The organism is Xanthomonas euvesicatoria (assembly GCF_013112235.1).
Lineage (GTDB): Bacteria > Pseudomonadota > Gammaproteobacteria > Xanthomonadales > Xanthomonadaceae > Xanthomonas > Xanthomonas euvesicatoria.
This window is the reverse complement of record NZ_JABFFS010000001.1, coordinates 624,591-646,101: the sequence shown is the minus strand read 5'-3', so window position 1 is coordinate 646,101 and position 21,511 is coordinate 624,591. Positions and strand designations below refer to the sequence as shown.

Here is a 21,511-nt window from a genome sequence, read left to right as displayed (position 1 = left end):
ATGCATGCGAGCGCGACCGATGATCCGGGTGTTGTTGGCGGAAGACCAAGCCTTGCTGCGTGGCGCGCTGGTGGCCTTGCTCGGACTGGAGGACGATATTGCGGTGGTCGGCAGCGCCGGCGATGGCGAAAGCGCGTGGCGCGAACTGCAGCGCCTGCAGCCGGACGTGCTGGTCACCGATATCGAGATGCCTGGCCTGACCGGGCTGGAACTGGCGCAGCGGATCCAGCGCCAGGCGTTGCCGGTACGGGTCATGATCGTCACCACGTTCGCGCGTCCGGGATTTTTGCGCCGTGCCCTGGATGCCGGCGTGGCCGGGTATCTGCTCAAGGATGCGCCGGCCGAACAGCTGGTCGATGCGTTGCGGCAGGTGCACCGCGGCGGGCGGGTGATCGACCCGCAGCTGGCCCTCGATGCGTGGGTGGAAGCAGACCCCTTGAGCGAACGCGAACGGACTGTGCTGCGGCTGGCCGGCGAAGGCCGCTCCGCCAGCGAGATCGCCCAGCAGTTGCAGCTCTCGCACGGCACGGTGCGCAATTACCTGTCCGAATGCATCGGCAAACTGGGCGTGGCCAATCGCATCGAAGCCTACCGCCTGGCGCGGCAGAAGGGCTGGTTGTAGTGCAGCCAGTCGATGGTTTGCGCGGGAAGCTGACGTTTTCGGGGTGCGGGATTGCATGCAGGTGCGCCGCGCCTAATCGACGCGAACGCACTACAAAGCCGCCATCGACGACGGTGCATCGGTTGCTTCATCCGCCAATCCGCAGCTATTCCAAACGCGTGCGAAGGCATGCGATTTGCACCCAGGTACACTGCACAGCATCGAAAAACACGGCGAGCGATGCATGAAATCTCTGTGGCTGTCGGGCCTGCTATGGATATGCGCCTTCAATGCGTCCGCCGAGCAATTCAAGATATTGGTGGCTGCCATTCCCAACCAGTATCACCACGACTATATCCCCGTGGCCAAGCCGCAATTCGAAGCGATGGCGCGCAAGCATTATGTCCAGATGGTGTGGGCGTGGAATGCCAAGGCGTTCGATGGCGACCTGTCGCAATACGCGGCCATCGTGTTGCTCAATACGCCGGCCACCGATCTCGACCCGGCGCAGCGGGCCAACTTCCAAAAATACGTGCGTAACGGCGGCGGCGTGGTCGCGGTGCACAAGGCCTTTGCGATCAAGCGCGGTGAATGGGAGTGGTACGACCACATGATCGGCCGCTCGTTCCGCACCCATCCGTACATGCAAACGGCGATGGTGGATGTGGCCGACGCCAATTTCCCGGCCACTGCCGGCCTGCCCAAGCGCTGGGTATGGAGCGACGAATGGTACGAATACGATCCGCCCTACAGCGACGACTTGGTCACGCTACTTACCGTCGACGAACGCAGTTATGACCCCACCTTGATCTGGCCAGGGCAGGTCGCCAAGGGCATGGGCCAACAGCACCCGGTGGCGTGGTACCACCACTTCGAAGGTGGCCGCGTGTTCGCCACTGCGCTGGGCCATCTGGCCGAAGCCTACAACGACCCACGCTATCTGGAACACTTGTACGGTGGGATCTATTGGGCGGCCACCGGCAAGGGCATCGAATCATCGGCGCCAGCGGCCAAAACAAAACGCCAGCGTTAGGCACCAGCCCCTCTTCCCGGCGGGAGAGGGGTGGGTAAGGCGACGGGCGAGGCCAGCCGCGTGGGCCTACTTCAATCGGCTGCACCCGCATTCTCGTCCGCCCCTGCGGGGCACCTCCTTCCCCATGAAGGGCAGACGATGTCCCAGGGAGAAGGAACTGCATGCTGCCACTGTGTGCCGATCATCTGCCGAGCCGCGTCAGCCCACCATCAACCGCGACCCCATCACCGCGCAGACCGCTCTCCACGCGCCATGCTGGAAAACACCCCGTCGCGGCGTATCCAGGCGTGAAACAACGCCGCGCTCAGATGCCCCAGCACGGTGGCAAATAACAGATACGCCAGCCAGCCATGCGCGCTGCGCAGCCAGGCATACAGTGCAGGATCGTGCGGTGCGATCGCCGGCAGGTTCGCGCCTGGCCACAGCACGATCGGGTAGGCGCCGGCCGACAGCATCGCCCAGCCGATCAACGGCATGCCCAGCATCAATGCATACAGCAGCCAATGCGAGGCAATCGCGGCAGCCCTTTGCCATGCCGGCAGATCAGCCGGCAGCGGCGGCGGGCGATGGCGCAGGCGGTTGATCAGGCGCAGCACCGCCAGGATCAGGATCGCGATGCCCAGCGGGCGATGCAGATCGATCAACCACGGCCGCTGCGTCACCGAGGCCACCATGCCCACGCCGACGAACAGCATGGTCAGGATCATCGCGGCCATCAGCCAGTGCAGCACGCGCGCTGGCAGATTGAAGTGGGTACGGCGGCTCATTGGCGTGCTCCCTGGCCGGTGGCGGCGCTGCCCGTGCCGTTGGCGATCTCGCGCTCGCGGCGGTTGAACGATTGCGAATACACCGACGAGCGCGCTGCCAGAATCGGGTCATTCGATGCGGCAAGGCCCTTGGGCAAAATCAACGGGTCGTAATTGAGATCGCGACACGGGCCGGTGGCCTGCGGCTGCGCACGCTCGATCGAGAGCGTGCCGGCCACGATCTGCTTGCGGCGTTCCGGCCACGGTTGCGACGGGTCGTCCACCGCATCGCCGGGCTCGGCGATGGTCAGCACCATGTCCCAACGCAGCGGCCCGTGCGCCAGCCGCGCGTCCAGGTCGGTGGCGAGAAAATCGCCATCGGCCTGCTTGCGTTGCGCGGCGCTCAGTTCCTTGAATGGCGTATGCGGGCGCATCGACCAGCGGATGTAGCGTTCGCGTCCGTCGGCGGCAATCGCGCGGAACGCATTGACGCCGTTGTATTGCGTATTGGCCCAGCTGTCCGACCACGGCGCAGTCTTGGCCCACTGCTGGAACTTGGCCGCTTCCGGATACTGCTTGCCGAACGCCGCCAGTTTTTCGGGGTCCGGCTTGCCGGTGGCCGGGTCTGGCTTGGAGGCCACGTTGAGCGCCTGAAAGCCGGCCGGCGTGGCGACCACGAAGAACGGGAAGCTGTTCATCGCCGTGCGCCATTCCTGCCCATCGTCGCTGCGCAACAGCAGCGCCATGCTGCGTACGCGCGCCTGCCCGTCCGGCCCGTGCGGGTCGCCGCCGCCGATGGACATGCGCCCCAGCACCGGCGTGCTGGGCTGGCTGAAGATGCGTGCCGACGACAGCCAGGTGGCCTTGCCGCTGGACTGGAATTGCCCGCTCACGCACACCCCCTTGGTATGCGCGCGGCGAAAGCCCGGATGCGGCGGCCCGCTGGATTCGATGGTGTCGGTCATGCGCGCGGCAGTGAGCCGGTCGCCACCGATCCAGCCGGCTGTCCAGGCAAACGCAAGCGCAACGCCGCCGGCAATGGCGGCAATCCCCAACAATGGCAGCACGGGACGGCGCGCGCGCGGGGGCGAGGGAGGTGGCAACGTCATGGCTGGCTCCGGTGGTCGATACTGTGAGTGGTTGATACGAGTGAGACGACATGCGAGCCGCGTTATTCCCTCGTCCACCAACGACGGTGGCACGCACCGATCGGGGGAATAATCCACGCTCCAGTGCGTCTACCGTGTGATGCCACCACCACGCCCGCCAATGGATGCTCTGGACGATGACCAACTGCGCGCCGTGCTGCCGGCACTGCGCCGCTTTGCGCGCTCGCTGAGCGGCGAGCCCGCCAGCGCCGACGATCTGGTGCAAGCCACACTGGAGCGCGCGCTGCGGCGGTGGCACACCCGGCATACCGCCGAAGCCCTGCAGCCCTGGCTGTTCGCCATCCTGTACCGGCAGTTTCTGGATGGGCAGCGGCGTGCCGCGCGCTGGCAGCGGGTCGTGGGCCTGTTCGCGCCGCAGCAGCCCAGCCAATCCGCGTCCGCTGAGCAGGTGCACGACGGCCGTGCCATGCTGGCCAGCCTTGCATCATTGCCGGCCGAACAACGCGCGTTGTTGCTCTTGGTCAGCGTGGACGGTTTCAGTTATCGCGAAGTGGCCGATACCCTCGGCATCCCGATCGGCACCGTGATGTCGCGCCTGTCGCGTGCGCGCGAACGCCTGCGTGCCGTGAACGAAGGCCAGGTGAATCACGCACCTGCATTGAGGATCCTGAAATGACCACCATACCGCCCGACGAACACGCGCTGCACGCCTACGTCGATGGCCGCCTGACGCCGGAGCAACATGCAGCAGTGGCAGCCTGGCTGCAGGCACATCCCGCCCAGGCCGCGCGCGTGGCGGGCTGGAAGCGCGATGCCGAAGCGCTGCGTGCCGCACACGCCGGCCTGATGGCGGAGACTGGCGCCGTAGCCTTCACGCCTGCGGCGATTCGCCGTGGCCTGCAACAGCGCCGTCGTGCCGCGTTTGCCGTGGCCGCCAGTTGCGTGCTGGCACTTGGCCTGGGTACCGGGCTGGGCTGGCAGCTGCATGCGAGCCGGATCGCCAGCCAACGCGTGCCGATGGCCGATGCAGTGGCCGCCTACCGCCTGTTCGCCGATGCCGACGCGCATCGGGGCGTTGGGTTGGACGTGCAGCGCCGCGCCGAGTTGGAACCGTGGTTGCGCACGCATTTCGGCAACGCAGGCGTGGTGCCGGATCTGCGTGCGCAGGGGTATACGTTGCGCGGTGGGCAATTGCTGTCCACACCGGAAGGCGCGGCCGCAATGCTGGTCTACAGCGATGCCGACGGCGCACGCATTGGCCTGTATCTGCGTCCACGCAGCGGCCCGATGCCGACCGGCGAGCGCCGCGATGGCCGGCTGTTGGCGCAGTACTGGGCCGAAGGCGACACCGCATTCGCGCTGGTCGGCCCCGCGACGCAGACACGCATGCGCACGATCGCGCCATTGTTGCGTCGCCAGGGCTGACCAGCGCAGCGCCAGTGTTGTGCCGGCCTCAGCCTGATTGCAGCGCTGCCCGCGCTCAGCCGCCGTAGCGTTGCTGCAGCATCGCGAACGCCGAGCGCAGCGCCAGCGCTTCGCCGCCGGCGGGGCGGCCGGGACGGTCGCTGTCATTCCAGGCGTAGACGTCCAGATGCGCCCACGGCCGGCCGGGTGCCACGAAGCGTTCCAGATACAGCGCGGCGGTGACGGCGCCGGCCATGCGCGAGCCGGCGTTGGCCATGTCGGCCACATGGCTGTTGAGATAACGCAGGTATGGGCGCCATAGCGGCATGCGCCACACCGGGTCGCGGGTCTGTTCGCCGGCACTGATCCAGGCCTGCGCCAGCGCATCGTCGTTGGCAAAGAGCGCCGGCAGGTCCGGGCCCAGCGCGATGCGTGCCGCGCCGGTAAGCGTGGCGAAATCCAGGATCAGATCCGGGTGCTGCTCGGTGGCATAGCTCAGCGCATCGCACAGCACCAGGCGGCCTTCGGCATCGGTGTTGTCCACTTCCACCGTCACGCCGGCGCGGGTGGTGATCACTTCACCAGGGCGGAATGCATCCGGGCCCACCGCGTTCTCCACTGCCGCAATCAGCAGCGTCAGCCGCACCGGCAACTGCTGCGCCATTACCAGACCGGCCAGCGCCAACGCATGCGCCGCGCCGCCCATGTCCTTTTTCATGTTGCGCATGCCATCGGCCGGCTTCAGATCCAGCCCGCCGGTGTCAAAGCACACACCTTTGCCGACCAGCACCAGATGCGGATGCGCCGTGTCACCCCACTGCAACTGGATCAGTCGCGGCGCGCGATGCGAGGCGCGCCCCACGGCATGGATGGTGGGGAAGTTCTGCGCCAGCAACGCGTCGCCGACGATCGCATCGACCTGTGCGCCATGCGCCTGTCCGAGCGTGCGTGTGGCCTCTTCCAGATGCTGCGGGCCCATGTCTTCGGTGGGCGTGTTGACCCAGTCGCGCACGCGCAGGCACGCCTCGATCAGTGCATGCGTCTGTGCCGAGGGCGTTGCAGCCAGTTCGGCCGGCGCGCGCGGCACCTTGCGATAACGTGAAAAGCGATAAGCGCCCAATCCCCAGCCCAGATGCAGCAATGCCTGCTCGGCATCGCTCAGCGGGTTGGCCAGCGTCCAGCGGCTGGCCGGCGGTAGGGCCATCGGCGCATGCGCGTAGGCGTAGGCATCGGCCCGGTCGCCGATCCCCAGGACCGCGCCGGCCAGCCCGTTGTCGCCCGGCAACAACAGCACGCTGCCCGGCGCGGCATCGAAACGCTGTGCCTGCGCCCACGACAGCACACCGGTGGGCTGCTCCGCGCACCAGCGCGTAAAGTTCTCGCGGTCGAGCACATACAGCGGCAAGGCTGCGGCATGGGGATCGGTGAAACCGGTGAGGTGCGACATGGAAATCCTCGAGTGCAGCGCCGTGCGCCGCGCAGAGTGGCTCAGGCGGGAAGGGTGATGCCGGCGTTCATCGGGCCTGGGTGCGGCTGCTGCGCGTCCAGCCAATCGGCCAGCCCGGTCATGCTGTCGAATTCCAGATCCGGCTGCTGGGTGGGATGCGACCACACCGCGCCCTCGCGATTGATCCAGCAGGCGCGCAGGCCGGCATCCAGCGCGCCCAGCACGTCCATGCGCACGTGGTCACCCACATGCAGCACTTCCGAAGGCGGCACCTCGAGCCGGGCACAGGCGGCCAGGAAGATGCTCGGGTCGGGCTTTGCGCTGCCGTGTTCGCGCGAGCCCAGTTGAAACGCAAAGTGGTGCATCAGCCCGATGCGCTGCAAATCGGCATTGCCGTTGCTGAGCGCGGCCACCGGCACATGGGCGGCAATGCGCGCCAGCGCGTCGAGCGCATCCGGGTAGCATTCCACCTGGTTACGCGCCGCATAGAACACCTCGTAGGCCGGCTCCAGCAACGCCAGATCGCCGCCGCTCTCGCGCAACGCCATTTCCAACGTCAATCGGCGCAGCGCGCTGAGGTCGTGATGCAGGTGCGGGTTGTCGGCAAAGCTGCGCTCACGCAACTGGCGCATCGCCTCCACCGGAAAGCGCTCGGCAGTCACCGGGCTGTGCTCGCGCATCCAGTCGTACAGCACCTGATCGATCCGCGCCCCGATCGGCGCAAAGGGCCACAACGTATCGTCGAGGTCGAGGGTGATGGCGCGGATGTGGAAGCTCATCGCACGATTGTAATGCCGGGAATGGAGAGTCGGGAATCGAGAATGGGTAGAGCAGCGCCTCTGCGCTTGCGATTCCCAACTCCCGATTCCCCATTCGCGGCTACTCAAGCAACCGCGCCCAGCGCTGCATCCCGTCCACCCGGCTCAGCACCATCTTGATGCAGACCAGCAACGGCACCGCCAGCAGCAGGCCGACCATGCCCCACAGCCAGCCGAACAGCATCAGCGCCAGGATCAGCATCAGCGGCGAGATCGCCATGCGTCGGCCCAGCACGATCGGCGTCACCACCTGGCCTTCGATCGTGTGCAGGGCCAGGTACAGGATCGCCGGCAGCAGCGAGGACAAGGTGGTGCGAAATTCCACAAAACCCATCAGCAGCATCAGCATCACGCCGATCAACGGGCCGACATACGGTGCGAAATTCAGCAATGCGACCACCGTTCCCCACAGGATCGCTTCGGGCAGCGGAATCTGCAGCACAGACAAAATGCCGGCAAATACCAGCCCGACCAGGGTGTTGATCACGCTGATGGTGAGCACGTAGCGCGAGACCTCGCGCTCGATGTCCAGCATGATCTCGGTGGTGAACCGTTGCTGCTGCCGGTTCGGTAGCAAGGCGATCGCATGCCGTTGCAGGCTTTCGCCATACACCATGAAGAAGAACGTCAGCAGCACCACCGCCAGCACCGAAGCCGCCAGCTTGGGCGTGCGGACCAGCGCCTTGTAAGGGTCGTCCATCTGCGTGCGAACGATCTGCACGCCGCGCTGGCCTTCGCCACCGGCCGCGCGTGCAAAGTTTTCCGCTGCCTGGTTGGCTTGCATCACCGGCTTGGTGAGATCGCGCACATCGCGCGCAATCTGGCGCATCTGCCGTGGTGCCTGTTGCACCCATTCGGCGGCAGGGCCGGCCAATTGCGTGGCCAACGTGACGGTGCCGGCCAGGCCTAGGCACAGGATGAGCAAGGCGCCGAGAAACCGCGGGATGTACAGCTTGCGCAGACCCCGCAGGATGGGGTTGCCGATCAGCGCGAAAAACGCGGCCAGCATGATCGGCAGGATGATCGTCTGCGCTGCCCAGAGGGTGTAACCAACGGCGAGCGTGGCCAGCACCACCAGCGAGGCCGGCGCGCGCGGGCGGGGCGCCGGTGCGGGCGGAAGCGAATCTGCCGCGGTAACGGCATCCGGTGAGTCGACGGGAAGAGACATGCGCGCCCTGGCAGCAGACTGGCGTGCTGCCAGCGGTGCGCCATTATCGGCGCAATGCGTCAACGGCGCGCACAGAGCCTGTGGGCAGGATGTCAGCGAACCAACGCTAGTCTGGCGGACTCGGCAGCAGCGCCCCTGTGCAGGTCGCGGGGCGTAGAGTCGGTTGTCGAAGTGGGATTGCCAGTGACCGCAGGATCCTGCCGCATGCTACTGACTGCGACAGCACGCATGCCGTGCGGAATTGGTGGTCAGGCGTCAGCGCTCTGGGCGAGGAAAGGACCATTCGTCGCACGATTCCCGCATTTCAGCGCTGATATCCGTCAGCCTTCGCAGCGAGCAGTTATCCAGCGGAAATAGACAGCGCGGATGCCAGCATTGCGGGCCCGTCGTGCAGCGGTCTTTCCAGCAGTCACCCAGCACAGCACGCGCGGACTGCATGCAGCGCCGGGATCAGAATGCAGCGCCAGGACCACGCGGCGGTCGCACCTCTTCAAAGCGGCACTGGTATGTCGATGCCTTGCACAGGCAATCCGCTACTCTCGACGGCGGCCTGGCAAAGCGCTAGCCGCCGTGAATACCGTCCGCGCTCAGGCGGCGCGATCGGCCGGGACCTGCACCACGGTCACTGGCGGGTCGGCTGCAACTTCCTCGGCATTGTCTGCCGCACGTTCGGCCTGCTCGGAGGCCTCCTGCGCACGGTGCGCAGTGAACAGCGCAGAGATGGTACTGATCATCTGCAGAAGCTTGGGAATACCGCCAAGCTTGCTGGCGATGCTGCCCAATGCCGCCTGCGGTTCGTTGCGGCCGGTGACAAAGCCGAGCCCGAAGCCCACCGTCACGATCCGCAGAGGCGACCACCCGGCACGCCAGGTCCGGCGGAGTTCGCTCCAGTGCAGGCGCGTTTCTTGCGCGCGTCCTTCGACCAGAAACTCGGCACGTTCGACGCGTTGACGCAAGGTTCCAAACTTCATGGGCGTGCTCCACTGGCAGAGGTTGCCGCGTCATCGTCCTTGCTCGGGTCGTCGAAAATTCCCAGTTTGATGAGCTGACGGCGCGTTGCATTCATGCCGGTGTGGTCGAAGTAGAAAAACACGCGCCATGCCGCGATGCCGGTCACCAACAGACTCGCCAACGCAGTGAAAAACATCGCCTGGAACCACGACAACCCGGCACGTTGCAGCAGGGCGATGATGGCACCGGCCAGCAGCAACCACGACGAGGCGCCGAACACCACGGCCACGCAGGCCCAGGCCAGGCCACGCCCGAATGCGCTGCGTGCCAGTTGCAGATCGGCCGACACCAGCCGGCGCAAGGCGCGGCTGGTGTCCTTGGCCGAGCCCAGCGCTGCACGGCCGGCTGCGCCGACCGCACGTACGCTTTCGTCCAGTCCTGGCGTCTGCGCGCTTGCGTCTGGCGCGTCGGTTCCGGCAGCGGGAGAGGCCTGATCGCTCACGACTTAGTTGTCGTTGCTGCGTGCCAGCTTGGCGATGACCCAGCCAGCGGCGAAGGCAACGCCGAAGGCAGCCAGCGGACGCTCGCGGATCAGATCGGTGGCGCTTTCCAGCAGATCGTTGCCCTTGGCAACCAGGACATCCATCTGCTCCTTGGCAGCGGCACCGCCGAACTCGGCAGCGGCCATGCCGGCCAGCGCGGTGTCGGACAGCTCGGCCTTGACGTTGGCGCGACCGAGCTTGAGCTCATCGCCAGCGGCGCTGGTGGCGCCCCTGACTGCTTCGCCAGCGGCGCTCGCTGCCGACTTCAGGTGGGTGCCGGCTTCGCTCAGGTTTTCCTTCAGCTGATCGGTATTGGTGGGGCTCATGCGATATCTCCTTCGGTCATTGATGGCAGCCGCCACTCACGTGCGGTCGAGCAGTAGCAATAGCATCGGGGGGGTGTAGGAGGCGTTAGTGGAAGCAACGCCCGGTACACATCGCGTCAACGCATCAGCGCGTCGTACTGCGCGTTGCCACGCAGGATGCGCACGACAAGCTGCTGCGGTTTACGCTGGAAATTGGCCCGCCAGCTGGCAAGGTCGGCGAACTCGCCCACGCTGCTGGCCACGATCACATCGCCGGCGACCAGGCCGTTGGCGGCAGCGCGACCGCCGCGTTTGACCTCGCTCACCATCACCCCGGTGATGCCTGACTGACGCAGCGATTCGGGGAGATCGACGAAGGTCGCGCCGGTCAGGCGCGGGTCCAGCATGTCGCCGGTGACGGCGCGGTCCTGCTCTTTCAGCGTGGCCTTGAGCTTGAGCGGCTTGCCATCGCGACGGATGTCCAGGGTGACCGCACTGCCAACCGCCTGCAGGCCTTCGTAATTGTGGAGCGCCTCGGCGCTGTCCACGCGCTGGTCGTTGGCCGCTACCACGACATCGCCCGGTTGCACGCCTGCCGCCGCCGCTGCGGAGCCCGGCAACACCCGTGTCACCAAGGCACCGCGCAACGAATCCACGCCCAGGCCCTGCAACATCTGCTGGGTGAGGTTCTGGGTTTCCAGGCCGAGCGTGCCGCGCACCACCACGCCCTTGGTCACCAATTGCTCGACGACATTGCGCGCCAGGTTGGACGGAATCGCCAGCCCAAGGCCGATATTGCCGGCCATGCTGCCCTGTGGATTGAAGCTGGCGGTATTGATGCCCACCAACTGGCCTTGCAGGTTGACCAGCGCGCCGCCGGAGTTGCCGGGGTTGATCGAGGCGTCGGTCTGGATGAAATTCTGATAGCCCAAGCCGCGAATTCCGCTGCGTCCCACCGCCGAGACGATGCCGGAGGTGACGGTCTGGGTGAAGCCGAACGGGTTGCCGATGGCCACCACGAAATCGCCCACGCGTAGCGCGTTGCTGTCGGCCAGTTTGATATCGGTGAGGTTGTCGGCCTTGATGCGGATCAGCGCAATATCGGTATCGGCATCGGAGCCGATGAACTCGGCCTTGACCGTGCGTCCGTCGCCGAGCGTCACCTGCACGTCGTCGGCGTTTTCGATGACGTGGTGATTGGTCAGTACGTACCCTTTTTGCGCATCGATGATCACGCCCGAACCCAGCGATTCGTTGATGCGGTCCTGCGGCACCTGCGGAAACAGCCGGCGCAGGATCGGGTCATTGAAGAACGGGTTGCGGACGCGCACCACTTGTTTGGTGTTCACGCTCACCACCGCGGGCATGGCCTGCTGCAGCATCGGCGCCAGCGATGGCACTGGCTGGCCGGCCACCGCAGCCGGCAACGCGGCGGCCGTCGGCAGGGTAAAGGCGGCATTGCTGGGGGGCGTGGCTTCGGCGCGATTGTCCAGCCAGGCGTTGATGCCGGTGGCGGCAAATCCGCCGAAGGCAGCGGCCAGCGAAAGAGTCAGCAGGGTAGGCAGCGGTCGCATGGAACGGATTCCGGGTTACGCGGTGGATGAGGAATAGGGCGTCTGACTGCGTAAATCAAGCTGAACGAGAGTGCCTGCGCGCAATTTAACTGCCGGTGAAAGTGCCGCACATCCCTTGCCCTGATTGCGTTGACAGCCCGACGGGCCGGGCGTAGCGTCCGCTTGATCCGATGCCTGTTCAGCATGTTGCGTGCGGTCGCGCATCGCCTGAGTTTCCCGCACTGACGCCCTTAAGGAGGGTCTATGAGCAACGGCAATGGCGTAACGGCAACCCTGTCCGACGCCGTCGATAGCGTAAAAAGCACCGCCACCGAATTGACCGAGACCATCGCCAGCACCGCCAGCGAGGCGGTCGCCAGCGTGCAGGAGGCCGCAGGCACGGCGGTGGAAGAGGTCAAGACGCAGGTGGCCAAAGCGCGCAAGGCGGTGGTCAAGGTCGAAAAGAACGTGGCCAAGAACGCCGGCACTGCGGCCACCGCAGTGAAACGCAGCGTGGCCAAGACCAAGCGCTCGCTGGCGGCCACCAAGGACGCTGCCAAGGACAAGCTGGTCGCCACCAGGGAAGCCGCCAAGCAGAAGCTCACCGCCACCAAGGACGCGGCCAAGCAAACGTTGACCTCGACCACGCAGGCCGCCAAGCAGAAGTTGAGCAGCACCAGTGCCGCGGCCAGGAAGAAGATTACCGACACCAAGGCCACTACCAGGCGCAAGCTGGAAACCGCCAAGGCCAATGCCAAGGCCGAAGCGGCCGCATTGAGTGCCAAGACGGCTGCCAAGAGCGCCGCACGCAAGACCGCCGTCGCAACGGTGAACGCACGCACGGCGGCGAAGAAGGCAGCGAAGAAGGTAGGGGCCAAGCCGGCGGCAGCGACGAAGACGTTGGTCAAGCCTGCAACAAAGAAGGCGCCGGTCGCCAAGCAAACCGCGACCAGGCAGGCCGCGGTGAAGAAGGCCCCGCTCAAGAAGGCCGTGACCAAGACCGCGCTGAAGAAAGCCGCCAAGGTGACCAAGACCCCGGCCACGCGTGCCGTGGCAAAGACCACCGCCGCGCGCAAGGCAGTGGGCAAGAAAGCGGCAAAGCGCGTCACGCGCTGAGGTTGTCACGCTGCGGCGCAGGGTGCGATGTGCGGGTCGCCAGGTAGCCTGGAAGGCGTGCAACGCACGCGATAGGTGTCACCGACCCTGGGCAATGGTGAAGACGCCGGCGCTGTTCCACAGCGTCGGCGTTTTTGTTGCAGCGGCTTTGGCCAGCGCTCCCCGTCTGCAGCCAACACCCTGATAACCCTGCACTGCGCGAGAGGATTGCCCGAACGTATCGCGTGCGCGCACTCCGATACGCACAGGCATCGCGCATGCAATAAAAGGAGCAGGGCCTAGCGCATGCCATCGACCAACTGTTGCGCACCCAGGCCGATCCCTGCCTTGGCCGCGTCATAAGCACCAAGGCTGGCCTTGATGTTCATTGCGTTGGGGTACTGCTTTTCGACATAGGCCGCCAGCAGGCGATCGCTTGACGCGTCGAAGATTTCCACCGCATAGCTGACCGAGCCGGAGAATGCGCCCTCCTTGCCACGCGCGGCCTGCACGGCATTGTAGGCGCCGCCTCCGATATCGACCTTCATGAAGGTGCCGAGCACCCGCTTGCTGGGTTTGGCGCCGGTCAAGGTGAGCCGCACACGCAAGGTGTCGGGCCCGATGGCGGTGGTGGGCTGCCAGCGCTGGCCAATCGCGTCGCCGAACTCGCGTTGCATGAGATCGGCGAGCATGCGTTTGTCCTGCTCGGGTACCCCTTCGAATTGCGCGTCCGCGCCGCGGTAAATGCGCACCGGCTCGACCAATGCGGTGCGATACCGCGACCAATCGACCTGGCCGTGATACGCGTACGGCATGCGGCCGCCGCGGCTGCCATCGTGCGGGCGCAGGTAGCTCGAAGATGGCAGTTGGCGATAGGGCGTGGGGCGGGTGCTGGCGCAGCCGATCAGGCTGACGCTGACGACGGCGAGTGCGCAGTATCGAACGAAGAAAGAAGTCGACATGGAGAACTACCTGGTGGAAGAAGGCGAGTGGGCGCAGTTCCAGCGCGCTGGCGTGACCTGATGTTCAGTGCAGTAGAACGCTGGCAGCGGCCAAGGCCAGAACGGCCGTTGCGGCAGTGAACAACACGCCGCGCCTGGCCAGGTGCTGCAGGCGGCGGGCAGCGCGCGCGCTGCGGATATCCGGCAACGCGCACCAGATGTCGCGGTTGCGCGTGCCGGCAGAGCCGCAGCGAAATTCCGGCGCGAGAGGCCGTGGCAGCGGATGCGCAGCGACGGGGTCGTTGGCAGCGCACTGCCCGACCGGCAGCGACGGCGCGGTGGGGAAGTGTTGCGTGAAACGGATCGAATGAGGCATCACCAGGCATCCTTGATGCGTGCGGTGAGTGCACTGTAGGCAAGCGATTTTGGGAACTTATTGGATCAACGCGACGAACGCACCGCTTGGCGAAAGCGCGACATTTCTTTGCAGCACGCAATGGTGTCGGCATTAGAGCGACCACCAAAATGTAGCGAGCAGGTGGTGTGGACGGCGCTCGGGAGCCGCGATGTACGCGTCAGATGGGCCGTCTCGCGCTGCGCGCTGGGCGCTGGGTGTGTGCGTGCGCAGTCGCGCATTTCACGTACCCCTGCTGGTCCATCGCGCACCGCGCACTCGCCGCGCCAGCCTGTGGTTGCGCCGTCGTTTGGTTGGCCGCATATCGTAGTGCTCTCGCGCTGCAGCGCAGGCGGCTTCAGGCCGCGCCGGCAGGGCGGTTGCCGGCAAACACCACGCGCACGCAGAGGCCGCGTCCATCGTTGCCGTCGCCGGCTTCGATCGTTGCTCCGTGCAGGCGCGCAATGCCGGCGACCAGCGACAATCCGATGCCACTGCCCTGTACCGCGCTGCCGGGCACGCGATAAAACCGCTCGAAAATAGAAGCCTGCGCGCTTTCGGGCACGCCGGGGCCGTCATCGCTGACCTGCAGGAACGGGTGCAGTACGTCAGCGCGCACACAATAGCCGCAGCTCACTTCCACCTTGCCATGCAGGCGGCCATAGCGGATGGCGTTGTCGACCAGGTTGCGGATCAGAATGCCCACTGCATCCACATCGCAACGCAGCAGGCAGGGCGATGCCTCAACCTGTAACTGCAGCTGGCGTGCGTCGGCCTGCACGCTGAATTCGTCCAGCACATGCGAGATCAGCTCGCCCATTTCGACTTGATGATAGGCGGCTGAACTGATGCCGGCATCCAGTCGCGCCAGATCCAGCAATTGTTCGGCCAGCCGGTTGCTGCGCCGCGCGGTTTCCAGCAGTTGACCCAGCGCGGCGTCCTTGGCCTCCGGTGTGGACGCGCGCAATGCGACCTCGGCGTAGGCATGCAGTGCCGAGAGCGGGGTGCGCAGTTCGTGCGCGGCATCGGCGACGAAATCGCGCTCGGCCTGGACGGCTTGTTCCACCCGCGCCAGCAAGGTGTTGAACGAGGCGATCAACGGGCGGACTTCGTCGGGCGCCTGTGCCAGCGGCACCGGCTCGGTATCCAGGCCGGTACGTTGCGCGATGGCGCCGGACAGGGCGCGTAGCGGCCCCAGCGAGGTCCGCACGGCCCACCACATCAATAGCCCCAGGATGCCCAATTGCACGGTGTTGAGTACCACGGCAATCAGGGTCTGCTTGACGCTCATGCGCGAGGATGGGTTGCCGATCGGGGTCGACGTGGCTGCCGCGCCGGGCGCCTCTGTCTGCGTATCGAAGCGGTGCTGGAGCGCGTCGGGCAAGGTGGCGATCAGTCGATCGCCGAGCAGGTTGAGTTCCTGTTCGAACACGCTGTGCTGACCCTGGGTGACCAGTGCGACCAGGATCCATAGCGAGGTGGACCAGCTCAGCAGAACGATCGCGGCCAGCGCCGCCAGCATGCGTGCCTGCAGCGACTTCATTCCGGGGTCTTTCCGACCATGTAGCCCTGGCCGTAGACGGTGGAGATCAGCGCATCGCCCAGCTTGCGCCGCAACTGGTGCACATACACCGCGATCATGTTGCTGCCGCCTTCGGACGGGCCGCCATAGACGCCTTCTTCCAGCTGATCCTTGGTGACCACGCGTCCGGCACGTTCCATCAACGCCAGCAGCAGGCGATATTCGTGTGCGCTCAGCGCCACCCATTTACCGTCCTTGGTGACCTTGCGGCTGCCCGGATCCATGCAGACGTCGCCGTGGCTGAGCAGGGGCACCACGCGGCCCTGGCTGCGCCGGGTGACCGCGCGCAGCCGTGCCATCAGCTCGTCGAACTGAAACGGCTTGACCAGATAATCGTCGGCGCCGGCATCCAGGCCGCGGATGCGGTCGGTGAGCTGGCCACGCGCGGTCAGCGCGATCACCGGGGTGGCATCGTAGTGGCTGCGCATGAAACGGATCACGCTCAGCCCGGACTCGCCCGGCAGGCCGATATCCAGCAATACCGCACTGTAGCGGTGGTCCACCAGCACCGTCTTGGCGGCATTGGCATGACCGACATGATCGATGGTCCATGACTGCTGACGCACACCCTCGCAGATGGCGCTGGCCAGCATGGTGTCGTCTTCGACGAGGAGCAGATGCATAGGTGTTCTGCCGTGCGCAGGGCCAGTCCGAGATCCGCAGCACTGTCGGTGATGAAGTTTGGGCAAATATTAGGGCATGGCCAAACCGCATGCAGGCCAGGCCATGCATGCCGTTCGATCCCGTCTGGTCAGGCCCTGGCCGCCGCTCAGCGCTGCAGAATGGCGCGCAGCGCAGCGTCCAGGTGCAGGTACTGGAAGCGGAAGCCGGCATCGAGCGCGCGTTGCGGCAGCACGCGCTGGCTGATCAGCAGCAGGTCGGCCATCTCGCCGAAGCCCAGCCGCAGCACGCCGGCCGGCAGCGCCAGCAGGGCGGGGCGGTGCAGCACCTTCGCCAGCGTGCGCGCGAAGTCGGCATTGGTCACCGGATTGGGCGCGGTGGCGTTGTAGGCGCCGGGTTGGCCGTGCTGCAGCAGCCACAGCAGGAGCGCAGCCATATCGGCGCGGTGGATCCAGCTCATCCAGTGCCGGCCATCGCCGAACGGCCCACCGCCGCCGAATCGAAATGCCGGCAGCATGCGGGCCAGTGCGCCGCCATCGCGATCCAGCACGATCCCGGTGCGCACCCAGCTCACCCGCGGGCCGAGTGCGGCGATGGTGTTGGCTTCGGCTTCCCAGTCGCGGCACAGCAGGGCAGAGAAGTCATCGCCGGCGGGCTCGGCCTCGGTCAACGCCGTATCGCCACGTTCGCCGTAGTAGCCCACGGCCGAGCCGGAAATCAGCACCGAGGGGCGTTGTGCGGCCGGCTGCTGCGCAATCCAGTCATGCAATTGGCGCGTGATGCCCAGGCGCGATTGGCGGAAGCGCTGCTTGCGGGCATCGGTCCAGCGGCCGGCGGCCAGCGGCTCGCCAGCCAGGTTGATGACCGCATCGGCCTGCACTCCATCCAGCGTATGCACGGCGGCCGTGCCGGGCAGGATGCGCTTGGCGCGGTGCGGGTCGCGGGTCAGCACGCTGACCTGATGGCCGGCCTGCAGCAATGCCGGGCACAGGGCCTGGCCAATGAAGCCGGTGCCGCCGGTGATGAGCAGATGCATGGAGGGCTCCTGGCCGAATCGATGCGGCACGATAGGCCAGGATCACGCCAAGCGAGGTGAAGCTAGCGCGCGCATGCGGCCGTGCGCTGCAGGGTCAGCCTGCGGCGTGGCCCAACGACCTCGAGGACAGCCGCATGTGCTGTCCACCCAACGCAAACGCGCGGGACTGGCCGGCGCGTTTGCAGGGCAAGCGCCTGATCGGCTGCTTACTTGGACGAAGACACCGCGTGGGCGCGTTCGAAATGCGCCGAGACCACGCGACGCGTCTCTTCCAGATGTTGCTTGACCGGCGCGCTTTCGGCGGCGGGCAGCAGTTCCGAATCGATGATCTTGATGGTGTCGCCATGGTCGATGACCATGTTGCGCATGAATGCATTGCGGTAGGCATCCTTGCCGTCAGGCAAGGTCAGCGTCTTGGACAGCGCTTCCACTGCCGCCTTGCCCTTGGCACGTACGGCCTGCGCGCGCGGGCTCTCGGTTGCGCCAAGCGACTTGGTCTTTTCAAGGTTGGCCTCGTGGTCGTGCAGCATCTGCTGCGCGAACTCGCCGGTGGCACCGCCCAGATCCTGTTCGATGGCCTGATTGGCAAGTGCGATCTCGTTGTCGTCGATCGCAGCCAGCACGCCCAGCACCGCGCCATCGCCCTTGGCCAGCTCGGTCGCGCCGCTTCCGCTGACGGGCGCAGCCGTCGGCTCGGGCGACACCGCTGGCGCGGTGCGCGAAGCATCGCCGCCGGGGCGGTCGCAGGCAGTCAGAGAGAGCATGGCCAACAGCGAAGCGGTGAGAAGCGTGACTTTCATGAAGATCCTGGAATGAATCGGCAATTGCCGGGGGTGGAATGCAAAGGAGCCGCTAGGCGGCTCCGGGGAGGTCGGTCAGGCCCACTGCGGCTGGGCAACGGGCGCCATGCCCAATGGTCTGGCGGGCGCCTTGGGTGCGCGCACGGCGTCCTGCGCACTGCGGCAGGTACGTGCCATGCGAGCGGTGCGTTCGCGAATCAGCGCATGTTCGCTGATCGGCGCGCTACCCAACAGACTGGCCACGTGGAAGCCAAGGATTTCCTCCGCGCGGTCGCCCTGGTCGCTGACGATGTGCGGTACCAACCGCTCCAGTCGTTCCAGCTCCTGCTGCACTTGATACGGGGTTTTCATGACGATCTCCAATGAAAAACAGATGTTGCTCGATACTGCGGACTCAACTATTGCGCGCGCCCAAGCGCTGCCAGCAATCGGTTGCCAATTGTTCGTAGTTGGACTGTGTGCTGGATGAAATGAAGTGGTGCTCCAAGCGGTCCCGAAATAGGCGCAGACGTTCCTGGTCGCTCGAACGCGGGGCTTGCAGGTAGATATCGCAGGCCATTTTCACCACCGGGGACAACTCGCTGAACTTGCCTGCGCCGAGGTTGCCCTGGGCATGCCGCGCCTGCCAATGCGCGATTTCGGCCTGTACATCGATGACGGATGGATCTCTGCTCATGACTTGGGGTGTTCCGGTATAAACAAACTTGACCTGCAGAGTAACTGCGGGTATGTCAACGATTGATCATCGAACCCGACCATTGCAGCACTTCGGTGCATTGCACGCTTAACTGGTCAGATTGTTCGAGTGCATCTACACGCAATGCATGCAGGTGCGTGCATGTGGTCAATGCGTACCAAGTGACGCGTTTGAACCCGTGTGGTCGAAGCGACGCGTTGGTCTCGCATGCGTTTCGATGTCACGACTGCAACGTGGCCTGATCACACCAGGCAGGTGATCGCCGATCGGGCAAAATCGCTTTCGCAATGCCGCATTTCACGGAAGATTCTGAACCGCTCCACACCTGTGTAACGTCTGATCATTAAGGTAGGCGGCGACGTAATGGAGCGAGAGTACCCAGGATGCAGGACAGCGAGACCCGTAGCCCTAAGCCGCATCATGCAAGCGGCACACCTGAAGCGCGCGTGTGGTGGCATGCCTTGTTGGAGTTGCGCGGCGGGCGTATTGCCATCAGTTTGATCGTGGTGTTCCTGATTGTGCTTGGCTTGTATCTGGCACTGAAGTAAGGCTCCAGCGATACCCACTGCCACGACTCGTCCCTCAGCTGCGACCGAGGCCAGCAACGACGCGCGATCACGCCGCAGGGGAGATGTCATGGCACAGACACACTATCGGCAGGTGCTTGGGCATGCCACGCGCGTGGTGCCCGAGCATGGTCATGAGCGTGCAACGCACGCATGGGTCTGTCGCGAGGTCGCGCATTTGCTGGGCGTGCCCGATGCCGGCGTCGCTGGCGATGGCGTGATCGAAGTTGGAACATTCCACGTACCCGATGACACGCTCACTACCGCGCAAGCGCGCGGGCTGGGCATCCACGGCGTCGGTGACTTGCTCGGCGGTATCGTGCCGCATGCGTTTCTGGCCACCAAGGTCATCGGTCACCCACTGGTTTCTGACGACGCGGCAAGCACTGCGGGCTGGGACCAGGCGCTGGCCATGTCGCTGATTCCCGCCACGCTGCCGGGCTACACCGCGTTTTCTCGCCCGGATGCGATGCATGCGTTCGAGGCGCTGTCTGATGGTGGAAACGTGCGTCTGAAGCTGCCCACCGGCGTGGGCGGCAACGACCAATGGCGCATTGCCGACGCATCGCAGCTGGCGCAGGTACTGGATAGCCTGCCCGATACCTATCTAGGCACGCATGGCGGCGTGCTGGAACGCAATATCTTGCAGCCAACGACGCACAGCGTAGGCGAGTTGTGTCTTGCCGGCGTCCAGATTGCGTATTACGGCACGCAATGCAGCGTGCCCGATGCGGACGGCAGCGATGTGTATGGCGGCTCGTCGCTGTGCGTGTACCGCGGGTCGTTGGAGGCACTGATGGCCACAGCTTTGCCATCGCTGGAGCGACGGGTGGTCGAGCAGGCGTGCAGGTACGATCGATGCGTCACCGCCGCTTATCCTGAGCTGCAGATTTCCCGCCGCAACTACGATGTGGTCAGCGGTCAAGATGCTGGCGATGTCCCGGTATGCGGCGTGCTGGAACAATCCTGGCGAATCGGTGGTGCAACCCCGGCAGAACTCGCTGCAATCGCCGCCTTTCAGCAAGATCCCGCATTGCAGTGGGTAAGGGCGTCCACACACGAAATCTATCAGGGCCAGCCGCCGGCCGATGCACAGGTCTACTATCGCGCAACCCAATCCGGTCCAGGGCCGCGCTACAAATACAGGAGGATCTCTGCGACGTAATGGAAGCCAAACTTTCTAGCATCGACATTCCGGTCGGCCAGGACGCACTCAGCGGCACCTTGCTCACGCCCTCAGGCATGCCTGCAGTGTTGTTCGTGCACGGCTGGGGCGGCAGCCAGCACCACAGCCTGGTACGTGCGCGCGAGGCAGCAGGCCTGGGCTGCATCTGCATGACCTTCGATCTGCGTGGGCATGAGGGTTACGCATCGATGCGCCAGACCGTGACACGCGGGCAGAACCTGGACGACATCAAGGCTGCCTACGATCAACTGGCAGGTCTGCCCTACGTGGATGCGCAGTCGATCGCAGTGGTCGGCCTGAGCTACGGTGGCTATCTGTCCGCATTGCTGACGCGCGAGCGCCCGGTGGAATGGCTGGCGTTGCGTTCGCCTGCGCTCTACAAGGATGCCCACTGGGATCAACCCAAGGTCAGCCTCAACGCCGACCCGGACCTGATGGCGTACCGCCAGCAGCGCCTGCGTCCGGCAGACAACATCGCCTTGGCCGCCTGCGCCGAGTACAAGGGCGATGTGCTGTTGGTGGAAGCCGAGCACGATGCGATCGTGCCGCAGCCGGTGCTGCACAACTATGCGCAAGCGTTCGTGCAGGCGCGTTCGCTCACATCGCGTGTCATCGCTGGCGCGGACCATGCGCTCAGCATCAAGGAACACCAGCAGCAATACACGCGTGCCCTGATCGACTGGCTGACCGAAATGGTCGTCGGCCGGCGCATTGCATTGGCCAAGGAGGTGGTGGCCACGCGCAAGCAGTTGCTCAAAGATCAACAGGGCGCTGCTGCGGCCCCGTCGGAACAGACTACTGCGGTATTTCGCGGCGACATCCGTGCGGTGGAGAAGACCGCAGGGTAGTGATCCGGGAAAACGTGGCGTGCAAAGCCATGGGGTCGCGCACGCGTCGCTCTTTCTGTGTGTTGAAG

24 protein-coding genes are annotated in these 21,511 nt (G+C 65.4%); 7 read left to right on the top strand and 17 right to left on the bottom strand.

Features of this window, described 5'->3' with window-relative positions; translation table 11 throughout:
- Positions 1-19 precede the first annotated feature (19 nt).
- Both HLH45_RS02820 and HLH45_RS02815 read left to right on the top strand, forming a co-directional pair.
- The gene (locus tag HLH45_RS02820) at positions 20-622 is read left to right on the top strand and encodes a response regulator transcription factor (protein ID WP_008574779.1); all 603 of its coding nucleotides are present in this window, start codon (positions 20-22) and stop codon (positions 620-622) included.
- 223 nt (positions 623-845) lie between these two features.
- Positions 846-1,634 carry a ThuA domain-containing protein gene (locus HLH45_RS02815; RefSeq protein ID WP_008574780.1) on the top strand — a complete coding sequence of 263 codons (789 nt, stop codon included), beginning with the start codon at positions 846-848 and terminating at the stop codon, positions 1,632-1,634.
- Between the two features lie 224 nt (positions 1,635-1,858).
- Here the strand turns inward: HLH45_RS02815 and HLH45_RS02810 are convergent, their stop codons facing one another.
- Complete coding sequence (locus HLH45_RS02810; protein ID WP_008574781.1) at positions 1,859-2,401, bottom strand: cytochrome b; 543 nt, start codon at positions 2,399-2,401, stop codon at positions 1,859-1,861.
- Positions 2,398-3,489, bottom strand: coding sequence for a catalase family peroxidase (locus HLH45_RS02805; protein WP_011348897.1), 1,092 nt, complete (start codon positions 3,487-3,489; stop codon positions 2,398-2,400). Before HLH45_RS02805 ends, HLH45_RS02810 begins: the two co-directional genes overlap by 4 nt.
- Before the next feature lie 160 nt (positions 3,490-3,649).
- Between HLH45_RS02805 and HLH45_RS02800 the strand changes: the two genes are divergently transcribed.
- Positions 3,650-4,165: an RNA polymerase sigma factor gene (locus HLH45_RS02800; protein ID WP_008574784.1), complete on the top strand. Its 516-nt coding sequence runs from the start codon at positions 3,650-3,652 to the stop codon at positions 4,163-4,165.
- Complete coding sequence (locus tag HLH45_RS02795) at positions 4,162-4,914, top strand: anti-sigma factor family protein (RefSeq protein WP_008574786.1); 753 nt, start codon at positions 4,162-4,164, stop codon at positions 4,912-4,914. Before HLH45_RS02800 ends, HLH45_RS02795 begins: the two co-directional genes overlap by 4 nt.
- Positions 4,915-4,969: 55 nt before the next feature.
- Here the strand turns inward: HLH45_RS02795 and HLH45_RS02790 are convergent, their stop codons facing one another.
- From HLH45_RS02790 to HLH45_RS02760, 7 genes are all read right to left on the bottom strand, one after another.
- Positions 4,970-6,340: a leucyl aminopeptidase family protein gene (locus HLH45_RS02790; RefSeq protein ID WP_008574787.1), complete on the bottom strand. Its 1,371-nt coding sequence runs from the start codon at positions 6,338-6,340 to the stop codon at positions 4,970-4,972.
- 41 nt (positions 6,341-6,381) lie between these two features.
- Positions 6,382-7,119 carry an HAD family hydrolase gene (locus HLH45_RS02785; RefSeq protein ID WP_008574788.1) on the bottom strand — a complete coding sequence of 246 codons (738 nt, stop codon included), beginning with the start codon at positions 7,117-7,119 and terminating at the stop codon, positions 6,382-6,384.
- Positions 7,120-7,219: 100 nt separating this feature from the next.
- Complete coding sequence (locus HLH45_RS02780; protein WP_029820624.1) at positions 7,220-8,326, bottom strand: AI-2E family transporter; 1,107 nt, start codon at positions 8,324-8,326, stop codon at positions 7,220-7,222.
- Between the two features lie 587 nt (positions 8,327-8,913).
- Complete coding sequence (locus HLH45_RS02775; protein WP_008574790.1) at positions 8,914-9,297, bottom strand: hypothetical protein; 384 nt, start codon at positions 9,295-9,297, stop codon at positions 8,914-8,916.
- Entirely contained in the window at positions 9,294-9,779 is a 486-nt protein-coding gene (locus HLH45_RS02770) for a phage holin family protein (RefSeq protein WP_008574791.1), read from the bottom strand. The genes HLH45_RS02775 and HLH45_RS02770 overlap by 4 nt, the downstream gene beginning before the upstream one ends.
- A gap of 3 nt (positions 9,780-9,782) precedes the next feature.
- On the bottom strand, positions 9,783-10,145 hold the full coding sequence (locus tag HLH45_RS02765) for a hypothetical protein (RefSeq protein WP_008574792.1): 363 nt from the start codon (positions 10,143-10,145) through the stop codon (positions 9,783-9,785).
- 116 nt (positions 10,146-10,261) lie between these two features.
- Entirely contained in the window at positions 10,262-11,698 is a 1,437-nt protein-coding gene (locus HLH45_RS02760; protein WP_005914355.1) for a Do family serine endopeptidase, read from the bottom strand.
- Between the two features lie 243 nt (positions 11,699-11,941).
- On the opposite strand from HLH45_RS02760, the gene HLH45_RS02755 reads away from it, so the two are divergent.
- On the top strand, positions 11,942-12,793 hold the full coding sequence (locus HLH45_RS02755) for a histidine biosynthesis protein HisIE (protein WP_008574794.1): 852 nt from the start codon (positions 11,942-11,944) through the stop codon (positions 12,791-12,793).
- Positions 12,794-13,071: 278 nt separating this feature from the next.
- On the opposite strand, the gene HLH45_RS02750 is transcribed toward HLH45_RS02755, so the two are convergent.
- The 8 genes from HLH45_RS02750 to HLH45_RS02715 form a co-directional block, all read right to left on the bottom strand.
- Positions 13,072-13,734, bottom strand: coding sequence for a DUF3313 domain-containing protein (locus tag HLH45_RS02750; RefSeq protein ID WP_008574796.1), 663 nt, complete (start codon positions 13,732-13,734; stop codon positions 13,072-13,074).
- A 64-nt stretch (positions 13,735-13,798) separates the two neighbouring features.
- Positions 13,799-14,089 carry a hypothetical protein gene (locus HLH45_RS02745; RefSeq protein ID WP_008574798.1) on the bottom strand — a complete coding sequence of 97 codons (291 nt, stop codon included), beginning with the start codon at positions 14,087-14,089 and terminating at the stop codon, positions 13,799-13,801.
- A gap of 376 nt (positions 14,090-14,465) precedes the next feature.
- A complete protein-coding gene (locus tag HLH45_RS02740) occupies positions 14,466-15,650 on the bottom strand; it encodes an ATP-binding protein (protein ID WP_008574800.1) in 1,185 nt (394 codons plus the stop codon).
- Positions 15,647-16,312: a response regulator transcription factor gene (locus tag HLH45_RS02735; RefSeq protein WP_008574802.1), complete on the bottom strand. Its 666-nt coding sequence runs from the start codon at positions 16,310-16,312 to the stop codon at positions 15,647-15,649. Before HLH45_RS02735 ends, HLH45_RS02740 begins: the two co-directional genes overlap by 4 nt.
- A 146-nt stretch (positions 16,313-16,458) precedes the next feature.
- Positions 16,459-17,346 carry a TIGR01777 family oxidoreductase gene (locus HLH45_RS02730; RefSeq protein ID WP_008574803.1) on the bottom strand — a complete coding sequence of 296 codons (888 nt, stop codon included), beginning with the start codon at positions 17,344-17,346 and terminating at the stop codon, positions 16,459-16,461.
- 206 nt (positions 17,347-17,552) lie between these two features.
- Positions 17,553-18,146, bottom strand: a complete 594-nt coding sequence (locus tag HLH45_RS02725; RefSeq protein WP_081397847.1) for a DUF4142 domain-containing protein — start codon at positions 18,144-18,146, stop codon at positions 17,553-17,555.
- Positions 18,147-18,221: 75 nt separating this feature from the next.
- Positions 18,222-18,497 (bottom strand): hypothetical protein, encoded by a 276-nt coding sequence (locus HLH45_RS02720; RefSeq protein ID WP_008574808.1) that lies wholly within the window; start codon positions 18,495-18,497, stop codon positions 18,222-18,224.
- Positions 18,498-18,540: 43 nt separating this feature from the next.
- Positions 18,541-18,822, bottom strand: a complete 282-nt coding sequence (locus HLH45_RS02715) for a hypothetical protein (RefSeq protein ID WP_003486531.1) — start codon at positions 18,820-18,822, stop codon at positions 18,541-18,543.
- A gap of 657 nt (positions 18,823-19,479) precedes the next feature.
- On the opposite strand from HLH45_RS02715, the gene HLH45_RS02710 reads away from it, so the two are divergent.
- Together HLH45_RS02710 and HLH45_RS02705 are read left to right on the top strand one after the other, a co-directional pair.
- Positions 19,480-20,574, top strand: a complete 1,095-nt coding sequence (locus HLH45_RS02710; RefSeq protein ID WP_008574814.1) for a DUF3182 family protein — start codon at positions 19,480-19,482, stop codon at positions 20,572-20,574.
- Positions 20,574-21,443, top strand: coding sequence for an alpha/beta hydrolase family protein (locus HLH45_RS02705; protein ID WP_008574816.1), 870 nt, complete (start codon positions 20,574-20,576; stop codon positions 21,441-21,443). The genes HLH45_RS02710 and HLH45_RS02705 overlap by 1 nt, the downstream gene beginning before the upstream one ends.
- The last annotated feature ends 68 nt before the right edge of the window (positions 21,444-21,511 follow it).

Excerpts from the sequence above, each read along its gene's own strand:
- HLH45_RS02820 (WP_008574779.1), top strand. The coding sequence starts at position 20 with ATGATCCGGGTGTTGTTGGCGGAAGACCAAGCCTTGCTGCGTGGCGCG.
- HLH45_RS02815 (WP_008574780.1), top strand. The coding sequence starts at position 846 with ATGAAATCTCTGTGGCTGTCGGGCCTGCTATGGATATGCGCCTTCAAT.
- HLH45_RS02810 (WP_008574781.1), bottom strand. The coding sequence starts at position 2,401 with ATGAGCCGCCGTACCCACTTCAATCTGCCAGCGCGCGTGCTGCACTGG.
- HLH45_RS02805 (WP_011348897.1), bottom strand. The coding sequence starts at position 3,489 with ATGACGTTGCCACCTCCCTCGCCCCCGCGCGCGCGCCGTCCCGTGCTG.
- HLH45_RS02800 (WP_008574784.1), top strand. The coding sequence starts at position 3,650 with ATGGATGCTCTGGACGATGACCAACTGCGCGCCGTGCTGCCGGCACTG.
- HLH45_RS02795 (WP_008574786.1), top strand. The coding sequence starts at position 4,162 with ATGACCACCATACCGCCCGACGAACACGCGCTGCACGCCTACGTCGAT.
- HLH45_RS02790 (WP_008574787.1), bottom strand. The coding sequence starts at position 6,340 with ATGTCGCACCTCACCGGTTTCACCGATCCCCATGCCGCAGCCTTGCCG.
- HLH45_RS02785 (WP_008574788.1), bottom strand. The coding sequence starts at position 7,119 with ATGAGCTTCCACATCCGCGCCATCACCCTCGACCTCGACGATACGTTG.
- HLH45_RS02780 (WP_029820624.1), bottom strand. The coding sequence starts at position 8,326 with ATGTCTCTTCCCGTCGACTCACCGGATGCCGTTACCGCGGCAGATTCG.
- HLH45_RS02775 (WP_008574790.1), bottom strand. The coding sequence starts at position 9,297 with ATGAAGTTTGGAACCTTGCGTCAACGCGTCGAACGTGCCGAGTTTCTG.
- HLH45_RS02765 (WP_008574792.1), bottom strand. The coding sequence starts at position 10,145 with ATGAGCCCCACCAATACCGATCAGCTGAAGGAAAACCTGAGCGAAGCC.
- HLH45_RS02760 (WP_005914355.1), bottom strand. The coding sequence starts at position 11,698 with ATGCGACCGCTGCCTACCCTGCTGACTCTTTCGCTGGCCGCTGCCTTC.
- HLH45_RS02755 (WP_008574794.1), top strand. The coding sequence starts at position 11,942 with ATGAGCAACGGCAATGGCGTAACGGCAACCCTGTCCGACGCCGTCGAT.
- HLH45_RS02750 (WP_008574796.1), bottom strand. The coding sequence starts at position 13,734 with ATGTCGACTTCTTTCTTCGTTCGATACTGCGCACTCGCCGTCGTCAGC.
- HLH45_RS02745 (WP_008574798.1), bottom strand. The coding sequence starts at position 14,089 with ATGCCTCATTCGATCCGTTTCACGCAACACTTCCCCACCGCGCCGTCG.
- HLH45_RS02740 (WP_008574800.1), bottom strand. The coding sequence starts at position 15,650 with ATGAAGTCGCTGCAGGCACGCATGCTGGCGGCGCTGGCCGCGATCGTT.
- HLH45_RS02735 (WP_008574802.1), bottom strand. The coding sequence starts at position 16,312 with ATGCATCTGCTCCTCGTCGAAGACGACACCATGCTGGCCAGCGCCATC.
- HLH45_RS02730 (WP_008574803.1), bottom strand. The coding sequence starts at position 17,346 with ATGCATCTGCTCATCACCGGCGGCACCGGCTTCATTGGCCAGGCCCTG.
- HLH45_RS02725 (WP_081397847.1), bottom strand. The coding sequence starts at position 18,146 with ATGAAAGTCACGCTTCTCACCGCTTCGCTGTTGGCCATGCTCTCTCTG.
- HLH45_RS02720 (WP_008574808.1), bottom strand. The coding sequence starts at position 18,497 with ATGAAAACCCCGTATCAAGTGCAGCAGGAGCTGGAACGACTGGAGCGG.
- HLH45_RS02715 (WP_003486531.1), bottom strand. The coding sequence starts at position 18,822 with ATGAGCAGAGATCCATCCGTCATCGATGTACAGGCCGAAATCGCGCAT.
- HLH45_RS02710 (WP_008574814.1), top strand. The coding sequence starts at position 19,480 with ATGGCACAGACACACTATCGGCAGGTGCTTGGGCATGCCACGCGCGTG.
- HLH45_RS02705 (WP_008574816.1), top strand. The coding sequence starts at position 20,574 with ATGGAAGCCAAACTTTCTAGCATCGACATTCCGGTCGGCCAGGACGCA.